Source organism: Streptomyces argenteolus (assembly GCF_042902585.1).
GTDB classification, from domain to species: domain Bacteria; phylum Actinomycetota; class Actinomycetes; order Streptomycetales; family Streptomycetaceae; genus Streptomyces; species Streptomyces argenteolus.
Window position 1 is genome coordinate 20,221 of record NZ_JBIBEG010000018.1, and the last position, 16,321, is coordinate 36,541.

Annotated in this window: 5 protein-coding genes; 4 read left to right on the plus strand and 1 reads right to left on the minus strand. The window is 71.7% G+C overall.

What is annotated here, in order from left to right; translation table 11 throughout:
* Window positions 1–37: 37 nt before the first annotated feature.
* The 4 genes from ACFY8O_RS33570 to ACFY8O_RS33585 all read left to right on the plus strand — a co-directional run bounded on the left by ACFY8O_RS33570 (window position 38) and on the right by ACFY8O_RS33585 (window position 15,253).
* Window positions 38–10,072, plus strand: a complete 10,035-nt coding sequence (locus ACFY8O_RS33570) for an SDR family NAD(P)-dependent oxidoreductase (RefSeq protein WP_387909069.1) — start codon at window positions 38–40, stop codon at window positions 10,070–10,072.
* Window positions 10,073–10,182: 110 nt separating this feature from the next.
* Window positions 10,183–11,976, plus strand: a complete 1,794-nt coding sequence (locus tag ACFY8O_RS33575; protein ID WP_387909071.1) for a carbamoyltransferase family protein — start codon at window positions 10,183–10,185, stop codon at window positions 11,974–11,976.
* Entirely contained in the window at window positions 11,973–13,685 is a 1,713-nt protein-coding gene (locus ACFY8O_RS33580; RefSeq protein ID WP_387909073.1) for a hypothetical protein, read from the plus strand. Before ACFY8O_RS33575 ends, ACFY8O_RS33580 begins: the two co-directional genes overlap by 4 nt.
* Window positions 13,682–15,253 (plus strand): ATP-binding cassette domain-containing protein, encoded by a 1,572-nt coding sequence (locus ACFY8O_RS33585; protein ID WP_387909075.1) that lies wholly within the window; start codon window positions 13,682–13,684, stop codon window positions 15,251–15,253. The genes ACFY8O_RS33580 and ACFY8O_RS33585 overlap by 4 nt, the downstream gene beginning before the upstream one ends.
* 80 nt (window positions 15,254–15,333) lie before the next feature.
* Here the strand turns inward: ACFY8O_RS33585 and rfbB are convergent, their stop codons facing one another.
* Window positions 15,334–16,308: a dTDP-glucose 4,6-dehydratase gene (rfbB, locus tag ACFY8O_RS33590; protein WP_387909076.1), complete on the minus strand. Its 975-nt coding sequence runs from the start codon at window positions 16,306–16,308 to the stop codon at window positions 15,334–15,336.
* Window positions 16,309–16,321 lie beyond the last annotated feature (13 nt).

Genomic DNA, 16,321 nt, shown 5'->3' on the forward strand with positions numbered 1-16,321 from the left:
CCCACACGCACGTTCTGCACAACGAGGGGTTTCGGACATGGCTGAGAAAGAGCAGATCGTCGAGTACCTGAAGCGGGTCACGGCGGACCTGAAACGCACCAGGGACCGTGTCCGAGACCTGGAGGAGGCCGAGCGCGAGCCCATCGCGATCGTCGGCATGGGCTGCCGGTTCCCGGGCGGGGCCGGTACACCCGAGGAGTTCTGGAACCTTCTGCACGACGGTGTCGACGCCATGAGCGACTTCCCCGACGACCGCGGCTGGCGCCAGTTCGAGGGCGGGGCCCGTCCACAGGGCGGTTTCCTCGACACGGCCACCGAATTCGACGCCTCCTTCTTCGGCATATCCCCGCGCGAAGCCCTGGAGATGGATCCGCAGCAGCGGCTGCTCCTGGAGACGTCCTGGGAGACCCTGGAACGCGCGGGGATCGACGTCACAGACCTGCACGGCAGCAAGGCCGGCGTGTTCATCGGCGTCAATGGCGCGGACTATCCCGGCATGCTCAACCAGGCGGGACACGAGTCTCTCGGTCACCTCCTGACCGGCAACGCCTCCAGCGTCATCTCCGGCCGGATCGCCTACACCTTCGGCTTCGAGGGCCCTGCCGTGACGGTCGACACCGCCTGCTCGGCCTCCCTCGTGGCGCTGCACCTCGCGGCCCGCGCGCTGCGCTCCGGCGACTGCCCGCTGGCCCTGGTCGGCGGCGTCACCGTGATGTCGACCCCCGGTGTGTTCGCGGAGTTCGGCAAGCAGGGTGGTCTTGCCGCTGACGGTCGGTGCAAGGCGTTCGCCGAGGGCGCCGACGGCACCGCCTGGGGTGAGGGTGCGGGCGTGGTCCTGGTCGAGCGGCTCTCGGACGCGCGCCGCAACGGTCACCGCGTCCTCGCCGTCGTCAGGGGTTCGGCCGTCAACCAGGACGGTGCGTCCAACGGCCTGACCGCGCCCAACGGCCCCTCCCAGCAGCGGGTCATCCGCTCGGCGCTCACCAACGCGGGACTCGCCGCCTCCGATGTGGACGTGGTGGAGGCACACGGCACGGGTACGTCCCTCGGCGATCCGATCGAGGCCCAAGCCCTGCTTGCCACGTACGGCCAGGAGCGGGGCGGCGGCCGGCCGCTGCTCCTGGGTTCGGTGAAGTCGAACATCGGTCATACCCAGGCCGCCGCCGGCATCGCCGGCGTCATCAAGATGGTGCTCGCGATGCGGCACGGGGTGGTGCCACCGACGCTGCACGTGGATGAGCCCAGCAGCCACGTCAACTGGGCTTCCGGTGCGGTGGAGCTGGCTACGGAGAGGGTCGCCTGGCCGGGGCAGGGGGTGCGGCGCGCGGGCGTGTCCTCCTTCGGGATCAGCGGTACGAACGCCCACGTCATCCTGGAGGAAGCCCCGCGGGAAGCCCTCGGCGGTGAAGCCGTGGCCCCGGGCGGGGCGGGGCGGGAGGCCGCCGGTGTGCTGCCGTGGGTACTTTCCGCGAAGTCGCCTTCCGCCTTGAGGTCCCAGGCGGAGCGGCTGCGGCAGTACGCCGCGGCACGCGATGTGGACCCGGCGGGGACGGCGGTCGCGTTGGCCACCGGCCGCGCCGCCTTCGAGCACCGTGCCGTCGTCCTCGCCGAGGACACCACAGGCTTCACCGCGGCCCTCGACACCCTCGCGGACAAGGGCAGCGCGGGCCGCCACCTCGTCCGCGGCACGGCAGAGCCAGGCTTCAGGACCGCCTTCGTCTTCGCTGGGCAGGGCGCGCAGTGGGCAGGCATGGGAGGCCAGTGGTACGAACAACTGCCCGTGTTCGCCGAGACGTTCGACGCCATCTGCGCAGCCGCCGACCCGCAGCTCGATGTGGGGCTGGCGGACGTGGTACTCGCCGGCTCCGCCGGCCGGCCCACGGACCACGCGGAGCTGATCCATCGGACCGGCTACACCCAGGTCGCCCTCTTCGCCGTCGAGGTCGCGCTGTTCCGCACCCTGGAGGCATGGGGCGTACGCCCGGACGTCGTCCTCGGCCATTCCATCGGTGAGATCGCCGCCGCCCATGTGGCCGGGGTGCTCTCCCTCCAGGACGCGGTGACCCTGGCCGTCGCCCGCGGTGCCCTCATGCAGCGACTCCCGGGCGACGGTGCCATGCTGGCCCTCGACGCCACTCAGGAACAGGCCGATGCGTGGTTGCGTGCCCTCCCTGAGCAGCACCGGCGGCAGGTGGCGATCGCCGCGGTCAACGGTCCCTCCGCCGTGGTCGTGTCCGGCGCCTCGGACGCCGTCGACCAGGTGGCCGAGGCCGCCGCACGGGCAGGGGGGCGTCTTCGCAGGCTCCAGGTCAGCCACGCCTTCCATTCGCCGCTGATGGAGCCGATGCTCGAAGAGTTCCGCTCCGTGCTCGCACGTCTCACCTTCTCCCGTCCGACCGTCCCGATGGTCTCCACCGTCACCGGTGAGCCGGCGGCGGACGACATCACGTCGCCGGACTACTGGGTGCGGCACGCCCGCGAAGCAGTGCGCTTCCAGGACGCCGTGCGCGCCGCGGAGACGCGCGTCGACGCCTTCCTGGAGATCGGCCCGCACGCCGTGCTCTCCCGGCCCCTGGAGGACTGCCTCACCGAGGGCAGCTCCGTCACCGTCGCCTTCGTGGCCCATCGCGAACGCCCCATGGTTGCGTCCCTGCTGAGGGCGGTCGGTGCCCTGTGGGCCGGTGGTGCCGCAGTGGACTGGCGCGCGCTGCTGCCCGCCGTACCCGCGGCCCGGGACCTGCCCACGTACCCCTTCGAACCGAAGCGCTTCTGGCCCCACGTCTCGTCGCGCCGCGCGGGCGACGTGAGCGGCGCCGGACTCGCCGGACTCGACCACCCGCTGCTCGGAGCCGCCGTCAGTGTCGCCGACGGCGACTCCGCCGGTGGCGCCGTGCTGACCGGCCGCCTTTCGCTCGCCACCCATCCCTGGCTCGCCGACCACGCCGTCCTGGGCGCCGTGCTCCTTCCGGGCACCGCCTTCATCGAACTCGCCCTGCGCGCGGGGCAGAACGTGGGCTGCGGCCGGATTCGCGACCTCACCCTGGCGACCCCGCTCGTCCTCACCCCCGAGGAGGCCGTCCAGATCCAGGTCGGCGTGGGCCCCGCCGACGCCGAGGGCCACCGTCACGTCGTCGTGCACTCGCGCCTCGAACCGTCCGACGACGGGACGAGCGGTGTGGAGACCGAGTGGGTCCGGCACGCCCAAGGCGTGGTCGCCCCTCCGGACCGCGAACCGGACGCCGACGCCTTCGGCGCGGTCACCGGCGCGGTGTGGCCGCCCCGCGGTGCGGCCCCGGTCGAGATCGAGGACTTCTACCCCGCCCTCGCCGAGCAGGGCTATGCCTACGGCCCCACCTTCCAGGGGTTGCGCAGGGCCTGGCGCCGCGGCACCGACTTCTTCGCGGACGTGGAGCTGCCCGAGGCTGCGGCGGACGACGTCGCGGGATTCGGCGTACACCCGGCCCTCCTGGACGCCGCCCTGCACGGCATCGGCCTCGGCGGCGTGGCCGACGACTCCGAGAACACCTCCCGGCTGCCGTTCACCTGGGCCGGCGTACGGCTGTGGGCGAGCGGCGCCCGTACCGTCCGCGTCTGTCTGACGACCGTGGGCACCGCCGCCGTACGCGTGCGGATCGCCGACACCACCGGCACCCCCGTCATCGGCATCGACGAGCTCGTGCTGCGGCCCGTCTCGGAGACCCCCGTGGGCCCGAGGCGCGCCCTGCTCGCGGAGTCCCTGTTCACCGAAGCCTGGGAGCTCCGTGACCAGGGCGCACAGGACGCCGCCGCCGGGGAAGCGGCTCCGCGGGTCTGGGGCCCGGACACCGGCCTCGACGCGTTGACGGCCGCCGGCACCGTGCTCCTGGACTGCGTGGAGGAAGGCGGCACCGACGCCCTCGAAAGGGTACGAGCCCGTCTGGGACACGCCCTGGAGCGCGTCCACGCCTGGCTCGCGCACGACGGCACCGCCCAGGCCCGGCTGACCGTACTGACGCGGGGCGCCGTCGCGGTGTACCCCGGAGAGACCGCCGACCCGGCTCAGGCCGCGGTGCACGGCCTGCTGCGCTCGGCGCGCTCCGAGCACCCCGGGCGGTTCGCGCTGCTCGACCTGGCCCCCGACGCCGGGCTCGCCGACATCCCCTGGCCCGCCGTGTACGCCGCTCTCGCCGACCAGGAGACCGAAATCGCCGTGCGCGGCGACGGCATCTTCGTGCGGCGTCTGGTGCGCACCGCACCCGACGCTCCCGCCGCGTACACCGGACGGGGCACTGTCCTGGTCACCGGTGGCACCGGCGTCATCGGGTCCGCCGTGGCCCGCCACCTGGTCACCGCTCACGGTGTCCGCGACCTGGTGCTCGCCGGGCGGCGCGGTGCCGACGCGCCGGGAGCCACCGAACTCGCCGGGGAACTGCGTGCGGCGGGCGCAGAAGTGCGCCTCGCCGCCTGCGACGTCTCCCAGCGGTCCGAGCTGGCCGCACTCGTCGAATCCCTGCCCGACCTGCGCGGCGTGGTGCACGCCGCGGGCGTCCTCGACGACGGGATGGTCACCGCGCAGACCGCCGAGCGTCTGGACACCGTGCTGCGGCCCAAGGCGGATGCCGCCTGGTACCTGCACGAGCTCACCCGGGAGCGAGACCTCGACCTGTTCGTCCTGTTCTCCTCGGCCGCGGGCATCTTCGGCTCCCCGGGCCAGGCCAACTACGCCGCCGCCAACGCCTTCCTGGACGCGCTCGCCCGGCACCGACGCGCGGCGGGGCTGCCCGCGAACTCGCTCGCATGGGGTCTGTGGGCCGATCTCAGCACCATGACGGGGACGCTCAGCGACACCGACAGGGGCAGGTTCAGCCGAGGCGGCCTGCGCGCCATCAGCGCCGAGGAGGGCCTCGACCTGTTCGACGCGGCGGTGCGGCTGGAAGAGCCGGTCGCCGTTCCCGTACGCCTGGACCTGCGCGGCCGGACCGACCCGCCCGCGCTGCTGCGCTCCCTGGTGAGGTCCGCCCCCCGGCATGTCTCCGCCGCCCCGGTGGCCGCCTCCTCGGCCTGGCACGACAGGCTGCTCGGCCTGTCGGCGGCGGAGCGCTCCGCCGCCCTCGTGGACCTGGTGCGCGAGCACGTCGCCACCGTCCTCGGCCACACCACGTCCGAGGACATCGCGCCCGCCCAGTCCTTCGACGCCCTCGGGTTCGACTCCCTGACCGCCGTCGAACTCCGGAACCGGCTGGCCGAGTTCACGAAGGTCCAGCTGCCCACCACCCTCGTCTTCGACTACCCGAGCCCCGAGGCGCTCGCCGGCTTCCTGGGCGAGACCCTCAGGGATCCCTCCGAGCGCAGCGCACGCCTCGCCCCGGTGCGGGCCACCGACGACGACCCCATCGCCATCATCGGCATGGCCTGCCGTTACCCCGGCGGCGTCTCCTCACCCGAAGATCTGTGGGACATGGTCGACAGCGGGCGCGAGGGCATCGGCGGCTTTCCCGACGACCGCGGCTGGGACCTCCAGCGGCTCTACGGCCCCGAGCCCGGCCGCACCGGTACGACGTACGTCCGCGAGAGCGGATTCCTCCACGAGGCGGCCGATTTCGACGCGGCATTCTTCGGTGTCTCGCCCCGCGAGGCCACCACGATGGACCCCCAGCACCGACTGCTCCTCGAAGCCTCCTGGGAGGCCGTCGAGCGTGCGGGCATCGACCCGACGAGCCTGCGGCACAGCAGGACAGGCGTGTACGCGGGCCTGATGCACCACGACTACGTGGCACGGCTCCAGGAGATCCCGGAGGAGATCGCCGGGTACCTCAGCAACGGCAACGCGGGCAGTGTCGCCTCCGGTCGCATCGCCTACACCTTCGGCTTCGAGGGCCCTGCCGTGACGGTGGACACCGCCTGTTCCTCGTCCCTCGTCGCCCTGGACATGGCCGTGTCCGCGCTCCGCAGCGGCGTGTGCGACCTGGCACTCGCGGGCGGCGTCGCCGTGATGTCGACCCCCACGGTGTTCGCGGAGTTCGGCAAACAGGGTGGCCTTGCCGCCGATGGCCGGTGCAAGGCGTTCGCCGAGGGTGCTGACGGTACGGCCTGGGGTGAAGGTGTCGGGATGCTCCTCGTGGAGCGCCTGTCCGACGCCCGCCGCAACGGTCACCGTGTCCTTGCCTTGGTACGGGGGACCGCGGTCAATCAGGACGGTGCGTCGAACGGCATGACGGCCCCGAACGGTCCGTCGCAGCAGCGGGTGATTCGTGAGGCGTTGGCGAGTGCGGGTGTGGGTGCTGCCGATGTGGACGTGGTCGAGGCGCACGGGACGGGCACGTCCCTGGGCGATCCGATCGAGGCGCAGGCGTTGCTGGCCACGTACGGCCAGGAGCGGTCCGACGGAGGTGCGTTGCTGCTGGGTTCGGTGAAGTCGAACATCGGGCATACGCAGGCCGCCGCGGGGGTTGCCGGTGTCATCAAGATGGTGCTCGCCATGCGGCACGGTGTGGTTCCCCCGACGTTGCACGTGGGTGAGCCCAGCAGTCATGTCGACTGGGCCTCCGGCGCCGTGGAGTTGGTGACGGAGAGGACCTCGTGGCCGGGGCGTGGCGTGCGACGCGCGGGTGTGTCCTCCTTCGGGATCAGTGGTACGAACGCCCATGTCGTCCTGGAGGAGGCTCCGCGGGACGTCCCGGTCGAAGGGGCGGTGGCCGAGGCCGGTGGGCGGTCCGGTGGTGTGCTGCCGTGGGTGCTTTCCGCGAAGTCGCCCTCCGCGTTGAGGTCCCAGGCGGTGCGGCTGCGGGAGCACGCCGTTTCACGCGACGTGGACCTGGCGGGGACGGCGGTGGCACTGGCCACCGCTCGTACCGCCTTCGACCACCGCGCCGTCGTCCTCGCGGAGGACGTCACGGGTTTCACCACGGCCCTCGACACCCTCGCGGCCGGGGACGTCCCCGGTGCCGCCGCCGCGCGCGGCGTGGCCCGCGGGCCGCTGAGGACCGCGTTCGTCTTCCCCGACCGGGCCGAAGGACTGGCCGAAGCGGCAGTCGAACTCCTGGACACCTCAACGGTTTTCGCGTCCGCCATGGCCGAGTGCGCCGCCGCTCTGGCCCCGCACACCGACTTCGCACTCCTCGACGTCCTGCGCGACGAATCCCGGAGGCTCGCCGACCCGGCTGTCGCCCGCCCCGCCCTGTGGGCGGCCACGGTGTCGCTCGCCGAGATGTGGTCGGCCGTCGGCATCACCCCGGCCGCCGTCGTCGGCTTCGGCGTCGGCGAGATCGCCGCGGCCTGCGCCGCCGGCGTCCTGTCCCTTGCCGAGGGCGCGTTACTCGCCGCCGGACAGGGCCGCCTGCCTGCCGAGCACGAGCACGAGCACGGCCACGAGCGTCGGCACGAGCACGAGCGGCGACAGCACCCGCACGAGCGCCGGCACGACGACGACGCGGTGGCCGGCATCCCCGGGGCCGACTCCCAGCAGGAGCGGTCGAGCGTGCCCGCGGCCCAGGTCACCGCGGGCAAGGGCCGCGTCCGGATGTACTCGGCGGTCACCGGGGCGCGCATTGTCGCAGGCGACCTCGACGCGGAGCACTGGCACCGCACCCTGCGGGAGCCGGCCGGCTTCGATGCCGCCGTGAAGGGGCTTCTCGGCGACGGCGTCGAGGCCGTCGTCGAGCTCGGCGCCCTCGTCTCCCGGGAGACGACCACCGCCGTCGAGTCGGCCACCGGGGCCGAAGGCCCCGACATTCTGGTCACCGCCGCCCTGCGGCAGGGCCAGGGGGCGCGCCCCGCATTGCTTTCGACCGCCGCCGCACTGTGGGCGCGCGGCGGCACCGTCGACTGGGCGGCGCTGCTCGACCCGGCCGTGCGGCCCGCCGACATACCCACGTACGCCTTCCAGCACGAGCGTTACTGGCTGGACGTCCCCACGCCCGCGGGCGACGCGGGCACCGTCGGGCTCACGGCCGCCGATCACCCGCTCCTCGCCGGCGCGATCGAGCCCGCGGAGAGCGACACGGCCCTGCTCACCGGAAGGCTCGCGCAGGCCACCCACCCCTGGCTCGCCGACCACGCGGCCGCGGACACCGTCGTCCTCCCGGGCAGTGTTCTGCTCGACTGGGCGCTGTACGCGGGAGGCAGGCTCGGCTGTGCCCAGGTGGCCGAACTCACCCTGGAAGGGCCGCTGGTCCTTCAGCCGGGCGCCGCCCTGCACGTCCAGGTCCAGGTCGGTGCGGCGGACGAGGCGGGCCTGCGCGATCTGACCGTGCACTCCCGGCCCGAACCCGCGACCGGCGAGGAAGCGGGGGAGTGGGCGCGACACGCCCGTGCCGTCGTCGCGCCGGTCCCGCCGGGCCCCGTGGACACCTCGGAGTTCCGCGCGCTGTCGGGCGCCTGGCCGCCGCCAGGCGCACAGGCCCTCGAACCCGGCGCCCTCTACGCCGCGTTGGAGGAGCGGGGCCACGTCCACGGCCCGGCCTTCCGGGGTCTGCGCGCCGCTTGGCGCAGCGGAACCGACATCCTCGCGGAGGTGGCGCTTCCCGACGACGCCCTTGCCGTGGGGCCCGGCTTCGGCGGCCTGCACCCGGTCCTGCTCGACGCCGCGCTGCACGCGCACATCGCCGAGCAGCCGACGGACACGGACGCGCACGGTACCCAGGTGTGGCTGTCCGCCGCCTGGGGCGGGGTGCGGATCCTTGACGCCACCGGCACCACAAGCCTTCGCGTACGGCTGTCCGACGCAGGAGACGGCGCACTCCGCCTGCACATGGCCGACCCGACGGGGCGGCCGGTCGCCGAGGCCCGCACGGTGACACTGCGAGCGGTGCCCACCGCCGGCTTCCGGCGTGACCGGGATGCCGAGGCCCCGGCCCCGCAGGCGGCCGCCCGGCGGCCTGTCGCCCGCCCCGCGCAGTCGGTGCAGGACGCCGTGGCGCGGATCCTGGCCGCCGAGCCCGGCCGGCGGGCCCGGCTCGTCGAGGACCTCGTCCGTGCCGAGCTCGCGGCGGTCCTGGGGCACGGTGATGCCGAAGCCATCGACGTGGACGCCGAATTCCTCGACCTGGGCGTGGACTCGATGGCGGGCATCGACATGCGCTCCAGGCTCGGCTCGCTCCTGCGCCTGGACCTCGCCGCGGCCACGCTGTTCGAGTACCCGACCACGGCGCTTCTCGCCGCGAACCTCGTCGGCCTCATAGGCACCGCGCCCGAGCCCGGTGACGCGGGCACCGTCGGCGTGCCTGCCACCGCCCCTGCTACCGCTTCGTCGTTCGACAGCCTGGAGGCCCTGTACCGGCAGTCCCACGCCCTCGGCAGGGCGGGCTCGACCGGCATGGACCTCATCCAGGCCGCGGGCAGGCTGCGGCCCTCCTTCGGCTACGAGAGTGCGGCGGAGCACCTCCACGAACCCATCCGTCTTGCCAGGGGCGGTGCGGACCGCGCGGTTCTCGTCTGCGTCCCGGCCATCACGGCGACTGCGGGCCCCCTCCAGTACGTCGGGCTCGCCCAGCAGATCCAGGGCGGGCGTGAGGTGAGTGTGCTGGTCAACCCCGGCTTCAGACACGGAGAGTTGGTGCCGGAGTCCTTCGAGGCGTACCTCCGCCTCCAGGTCGAGGTACTGCGCGGGGCCGTGGGCTCGCGGCCCTTCGTACTGCTCGGGCACTCCGCCGGCGGGCTGATCGGCCACGCCCTTGCCGCGCAGGCGGAACGAGAGGGGCTCGCGCCCGCGGGCATCGTCGTCCTGGACACCTTCCAAGCCGGTACGCAGTTCTCCGACGACCTGAGCCGGGCCATGCTGGAGGGGCTCTTCGCCCGCGAACACCTCTTCGGCAGCGACGCGTTGAGCGGCGTACGCCTCAGTGCGATGGGGCACTACCACACGCTGATGGACGAGTGCGCGATCGCCGAAGTCAAGGCTCCGACACTGTTCGTGCGCGCCGAGAAGCCCCTTCCGCACCAGGCCGACGGCTTCGACGACGACGGCTGGCGGGCCGCCTGGCCCCTTCCTCACACGCTGGTCACCACAGAGGGCGACCACTTCACCCTCATGGAGGAGCACATCGCCGTGACCGCCGCCGCGATCCGCGGATGGCTCGCGGACCAGGAGATCTGAACCGACGAGAGGCAGAGGGTGGTTCTGCCTTCGTGGCCACCGGCCGCTCATTCCGGCCACCACATGACACCACGGCTCACAGTGACCCGTGTACCAGAGGAGACAGCGCAGTGATAGTTCTTGGCTACAACGGTTTCTCCCGTGCCGTCGAGCTGTTCGGCAAGCTCTACGGCTATACGCAGGACAGTGTCGACCGGCACAGCTTCCTCGGTCACGACGCGGCCGCGGCCCTGTTCATCGACGGCAAGCTGGTCGCCGCCGTCGAGGAAGAGCGCATGAACCGCCAGAAGAAGACCACCGCCTTCCCGATCAACGCCATGCGTTGGGTCCTCGACCAGGGGGGGCTCGACTTCTCCGACGTCGACCTCTACGCCTTCGGCTGGCGGTTCAGCCCGGAGTTCGCCGACGCGGCCATCTCCAAGATCGCCGGCTCGCCGATACCCCCCGAGTACAAGTTCCAGGCCCTCGCCGGCTTCGGTGAGCTCTACACCGGCATGCTCGGCAAGAACGCCATCCTCGAGGACTTCGTCCGTAACACCGGGTACGAGCTGGCCGAGGAGAAGCTCGTCCCGGTCCCGCACCACCGGGCACACCTCGCCTGCGGCCGCACCTTCTCCGGCTTCGACGACACCGCGTTCCTCATCAGCGACGGCCAGGGCGAGGCGGACAGCGCCATCATGGGCGAAATCCGCGACGGCGAGGTGAAGGTGTTCGAGCAGTTCACGATCGACGCCCAGAACTCGATCGCCCAGCTCTTCGCGGAGATCACGCGATACCTCGGCTTCACCCCGAACAACGACGAGTACAAGGTCATGGGCCTCGGAGGGTTCGGCGAGCCGCCGGCCCAGGAGGACAACCCGATCCTGAACCACGTCGTCACCCTCGACGGCCCCGGGCGGTACTCGCTGGCCCTGGCCAACGACCCCCGTGGTCCTCGCGCCTACCTCCCCCTCTTCGACGAGATCTTCGGCGGCAACGACGACAACCGGGGTGAGTTCGAGTTCCAGGTTCGTGTCGCGAGCGCCGCCCAGCAGGCTCTCGAAGTGGTCACCGCGCACCAGCTGCGCGCCCTCGCCGACGTCACCGACCTGCGCGACCTCATCTACGAGGGCGGTGTGGCGCTCAACTGCGTCAACAACACCAAGCTCCTGGAGGACCTCCCGTTCGAGCGCGCCGAGGTCAGCTTCGGCGCCAGCGACCCGGGTGTCTCCATCGGCGCCGCAGCACACGTCGTCCGCGAGAACAACGTCCCGCTCGTGCCTGTGAAGTCGCCCTATCTCGGTCCCGAGTACACCGCCGAGGAGATCGTCGCCACCCTGGACGCCTACACCGACCGTGTCGTCTGGGAGGAGCACCCCGACGGCGCGATCGTCGCGAAGACCGCCGAACTGCTCAGCGGCAAGACCGTCATCGGCTGGTTCCAGGGCCGCACCGAGTACGGCCCGCGCGCCCTCGGCAACCGCTCCATCCTGGCCAACCCGTCCCACGCGGACATGAAGGACATCATCAACACCCGCGTCAAGCACCGCGAGCCGTTCCGCCCGTTCGCCCCGATCGTCCTGGAGGAGAACGCGCCCAAGGTCTTCGAGATGGGCAAGAAGGAGCGCTCGCCGTACATGACCTTCGTGTTCCCGGTGAAGCCCGAGTACACGCAGACCATCGCAGCCGCGACGCACGTCGACGCCACCTCGCGCATCCAGACCGTGACGGACGACAGCAACCCCCGGCTGGCCGAACTGCTGCGTGCATTCACCGCGCGCACCGAGGTGCCGTGCCTGGTCAACACCTCCTTCAACGTCGCGGGCGAGCCGGTGGTCAACTCCCCGAAGGACGCCGTCGAGTGCTTCCTCGGAACCGATATCGACTTCCTGGTCCTCGGTGACCACCTGGTCACCAAGCGATGAGCGGGTCGACCGCAATCGTCTGGCGCACCCGAACGGCACTCGCCCTGGAGGCAGCCGCGGCGGTGGCGACGGTCGGCCCCGTCCTCGCCGTCGTCGAGGTGTGCCGGGAACTGCTCGGCGAGCACCCTGACGGAGGCAGGGTCGGCCGGCTCGTCCTCGTGGTCGCCGCCGCGGCAGCCGTCGGCTTCGTCGTCCAACTGGTGGGCCGTGTCCTCAGCAAGGAGGCCGGGGCACGCACCCAGAACGCACTGCTTCTCGCGGTCACCGGCAGGCTGCGCGGCGCACGCGCGGCCCGGCCGCTGCACGCCGCCTGGAAGGAGCACGGCACCACACTGGGCCGTGACATCGTCTCCATGGGCGTCACGGTGGGCCGAGCGGGATCGGAACTGCTCTCGGCGGGACTGGTGTTCCTCCTGTCGGTCGGCTATCTGTTCTGGGTCGACTGGCTGATGGCGGTCATCACCCTGGCTCCGATCCTGATCGGCTTCGTCGTCTTCGGCTTCATCTCCGCGCGCTTCTTCCGGGAGATGGCCACCGACTACGCCGAGAGCATCGGTGGCATCGACGCGGTACGTCCCACCGTGGACCTGCCGCTCCGCGTCGGCCCGGCCGGTACACGGGCCCGCACCGCCGCCGCCACGCGGCGATCCGCAGCCCGGCTGGCCGACGTCACCGATGAGTTCAGCGAGTTCTTCCGCTCCCGCATCGGCTTGCTGCTGGGCGGCCGGGCGCTGGCCGAGATCGCCTTCTCGCCGCTGACCGTGCTCGTCTTCGTACTGGGCGGGGGTGCCGTGCTGACCCGCTCGCAGTGGCTGGCCCCCGCTGACCTGATCCCGTTCCTGCTGGTCGGAGCAGGTCTCGCCGCACCCCTGCTGGCCATCACCTACTTCGTCGAAGAGGTCGGGGAGGGCAAGAAGGCCGCGGCCCGCCTGAGCCGGTTCACGTCCGGGAGCCTGCCGCCCGCAACGGCCCCGTCGGGTGCGGCGGCGGGCGAGGCGGGCACCACCGGTACCGCGGACGGCGCGGCCCCGGAGGCCGGGCCGCCCGGTGGTCCCGCCCTGGAGATGCCCGAGCGCGGGGTGCTGACCGTCGTCGCCACCACCGACGCGGGCGCGGACTCGGTCATCGACCAGCTGCTCGCCGAGACGCCCGAGGAACGGCTCGCCGCGGTGGAGGCCGCCCCTGCCGTCGTGATCGGCCCCATCGGCGCGTACATCACCGCCGACCGTACGGACGGCAGCACCGCGGAGGCCGAACGCGCCGCGCGCACCGCCGGATGCCACGACACGATCGCCGCGCTGCCCCGGGGCTACGACGCGATCGTGGGCTCCGAGGCGCCGCAGTCGTACCCCGAGCTCCAGCGGCTGGCGCTCGCCCGGCTGCTCGCCGGGGACCGCGAGGTCGTCGTGCTCGACGAGAGGGCCTTTCCAGGCCGTCCGGACATCATCCGGGCAGCGGTCGCCGAACTGTCGGGCCGCGCGGCCGTAGTGGTCGTCTCCACCGGTCCGCCCACGGTCGTCGACGGCGGGATCGTGGTGACCGAAGCCGGGAAGGTGGTGGCATCGGGGACGCACGAGGAACTGACCGGTCCCAGCAGCCCGTACGCGGGGCTGCTCGGCCCCGTCGGGGGACCGAGCCGTGCCGCGGACCCCGTGGCCCTGTCCACCGGGTCCGCAGGGACCCCCGCGTCTCAGGAGGTGCCCCGATGAGGGCCGTACTCGCTCGCTTCTTGCAGATCTCGGGGAGACGGAAGCTCGCATCTCTCTGCCTGTTCCTGCTCCTGGGCGCCGTCGTCCAGGGGGTCGCCTTCACTTTCGTGGTGCCCATCACGACGGGCCTCCTCACCCCCGGTGCGGCAGCGCCCTGGGGCTGGATCGCGGTGCTCGCGGCCGTCAGCCTGGTGTACGCGGTACTTCACCACCGCAGCGTGCCCCTCGGTAACGAGCTGGGCGCCGAACTGGTGACCACCCTGCACAGGAAGGTCGCCGAGCACACCGCGACACTGCCCAACCGCACCCTCGGAGTGGACCGTTCCGACCGGCTGGCAGCGCTCGACGGCACCGCGGTCGTGGTTCTGATGGGACTTCCCGCACACGTCATGCGGCCGGTGGTGGCCGCGGTCGCCACACCGCTGACCGTGATCGTCATCAGCGCCTTCGTCAACCTACGGATCGCCCTGACTCTGGCGGCGGGACTGATCGTGCTGGCGCTGTGCTCCTTTCTCGTGGTCCGGTTGCTGTCACGCAGCGACGATTCGGACGGCGCGGAGTGGCTCCGCAGGAGTTACGAGCAGCGGGGTGCGGGTCGCTCGGGCGGCTTCCTGCCGACCGCCACCGGCGAGGTGCTGCTGTGGCGGGCGGTCGAACTCGCCGCGTGCGCCGCTGTCGGAGCCTGCGCGGCGGCCGTCGTTGCCGACGGGTTCCCGGGAACGAGGGGCGTCGCACTGATCGTGCTGTCGGTACTCACCTACCGGCCCATGATGGAAGCCGTTCTGCTGATCAGCACGGTCATGAACGCACGTGCGGTGATGGCCACCATCGGCAGGCTCCTGGACATCGACGGGTCCGGGTCGCAGGAGGCCCTGCCGGGCGCCGACTGGCCCGACAGCACTGACCTCGTCTTCGACGACGTCAGCCTGCGGGTGGAGGGCACGACCGTGCTCGACACGGTCTCTTTCGAGATCCCTGGCGGCACGACCACGGCGCTCGTCGGAACCCCCGACGGCAGCCGGCTGCTTCTCGGCGACCTGCTGACCGGCGACGTCATGCCGACGTCCGGGCAGGTGCGTATCGGTGGGGTGGACGTCACCACCCTCGCCCCGTCCGTCGTGGAGCAGCACATCGCCCGGGTCTGCCCGCAGGACTCGGAGCACACGCGGGAGGAGGCGGTCCGGCTGCTCGACTCCTTCCCTGACCGGCTTGCGGACCGGCCCGGTGTACAGGACGGGCTGAACCGGCTGCGCGCGGCGGTGGCTGCGGACGACACCGCTTCGGAGTCGCTGACCACGACGTCGGCCGAGCCGCTCTCCTCGGAGGACCGCTGGCGGCTGGCGTTGCTGCGTGCTCTGTCGGGCGATCCTTCCCTGGTGGTGGTGGACGCGACGGCCGGTGCGGATCCATTCGGCGCCGACCCCCGGTTGGCCGCGCTGTTCACCGGGCTCTCCCAGGACCGCACGTGCTGGCTCCTGACGGGCGTCGGTGGCGAACTCGCCTCGTGCGACCGGCTGGTGGAAATTTCGGGTAGTCGGGTCATCGCACGGAGCGCAGTGCCGGGCTGAGAGAAGGGGAGGGGGCCGGACCACCACCGTAAAGGCTTGTGGCCCGGCCCCCTCCCCTTCTTGGGAGCGGAGCGAGCGGACTACGCGGCGTCCTCCCAGAGGCTGTGGTGCCGGCGGTACCAGTCGACCGTCGCCGCGAGGCCCTCGTCGAACTCGACTGCGGGCCGGTAGCCCAGGGTGTCGCTGATCTTGGTGATGTCCATGGCGTACCGCCGGTCGTGCCCCTTGCGGTCGGCCACACGTTCCACCATTGAGCTGTCCCTGCCGAGCAATTCGAGCAACCGCTCGGTCAGCGCGCGGTTGGTCAATTCCGTTCCGCCGCCGACGTTGTATATTTCCCCGGATTCTCCGCCCGCTGCCACCAGCGCGATACCCCGGCAGTGGTCGTCGACATGCAGCCAGTCACGAACGTTCTCGCCGTCACCGTAGAGCGGCACTTTCTTGCCGGCCAGCAGACGGGAAACGAACAGCGGAACAATTTTTTCCGGGTACTGGTACGGGCCGTAGGTGTTGGATCCCCGGGTGAGACACACCGGCAGCCCATGGGTGCGGTGAAAGGCGAGCACCATGAGATCGGCGGAGGCCTTCGACGCGGCATAGGGGGAGTTGGGGGCGAGGGGCTCCTCTTCCGTCCACGGTTTCCCCTCGGCGTCCAGGGACCCGTACACCTCGTCGGTGGAAACATGGACGAATTTGCCGACCCCGGTGTTCGACGCGGCGGTCAGCAGCGACTGCGTCCCCAGCACATTGGTCCGTACGAATTCTTCGGCCCCGGCGATGGAACGGTCGACATGGGACTCGGCGGCGAAGTGCACGACGAGATCCATGCCCCGCATCGCTTCTGACATCAGTTGCGTGTCGCAGATGTCGCCCTCGATGAAGCGCAGGCCGGGGCTCCCGGACACCGTTGAGAGGTTTTCTCTTCTTCCTGCGTAGGTCAGCTTGTCGACCACCGTCACCTCGGCTCCGGCCAGCTCCGGGTAATTGTTCTGCACGGTCTGCCGGACGAAGTGCGAGCCGATGAACCCGGCACCCCCGGTGACAAGTATGCGCACGGGCTACCTCTCG

Bases quoted from the DNA above. Each gene is read 5' to 3' on its own strand.
- ACFY8O_RS33585 (WP_387909075.1), top strand. From the start codon at position 13,682: ATGAGGGCCGTACTCGCTCGCTTCTTGCAGATCTCGGGGAGACGGAAG.
- ACFY8O_RS33580 (WP_387909073.1), top strand. From the start codon at position 11,973: ATGAGCGGGTCGACCGCAATCGTCTGGCGCACCCGAACGGCACTCGCC.
- ACFY8O_RS33570 (WP_387909069.1), top strand. From the start codon at position 38: ATGGCTGAGAAAGAGCAGATCGTCGAGTACCTGAAGCGGGTCACGGCG.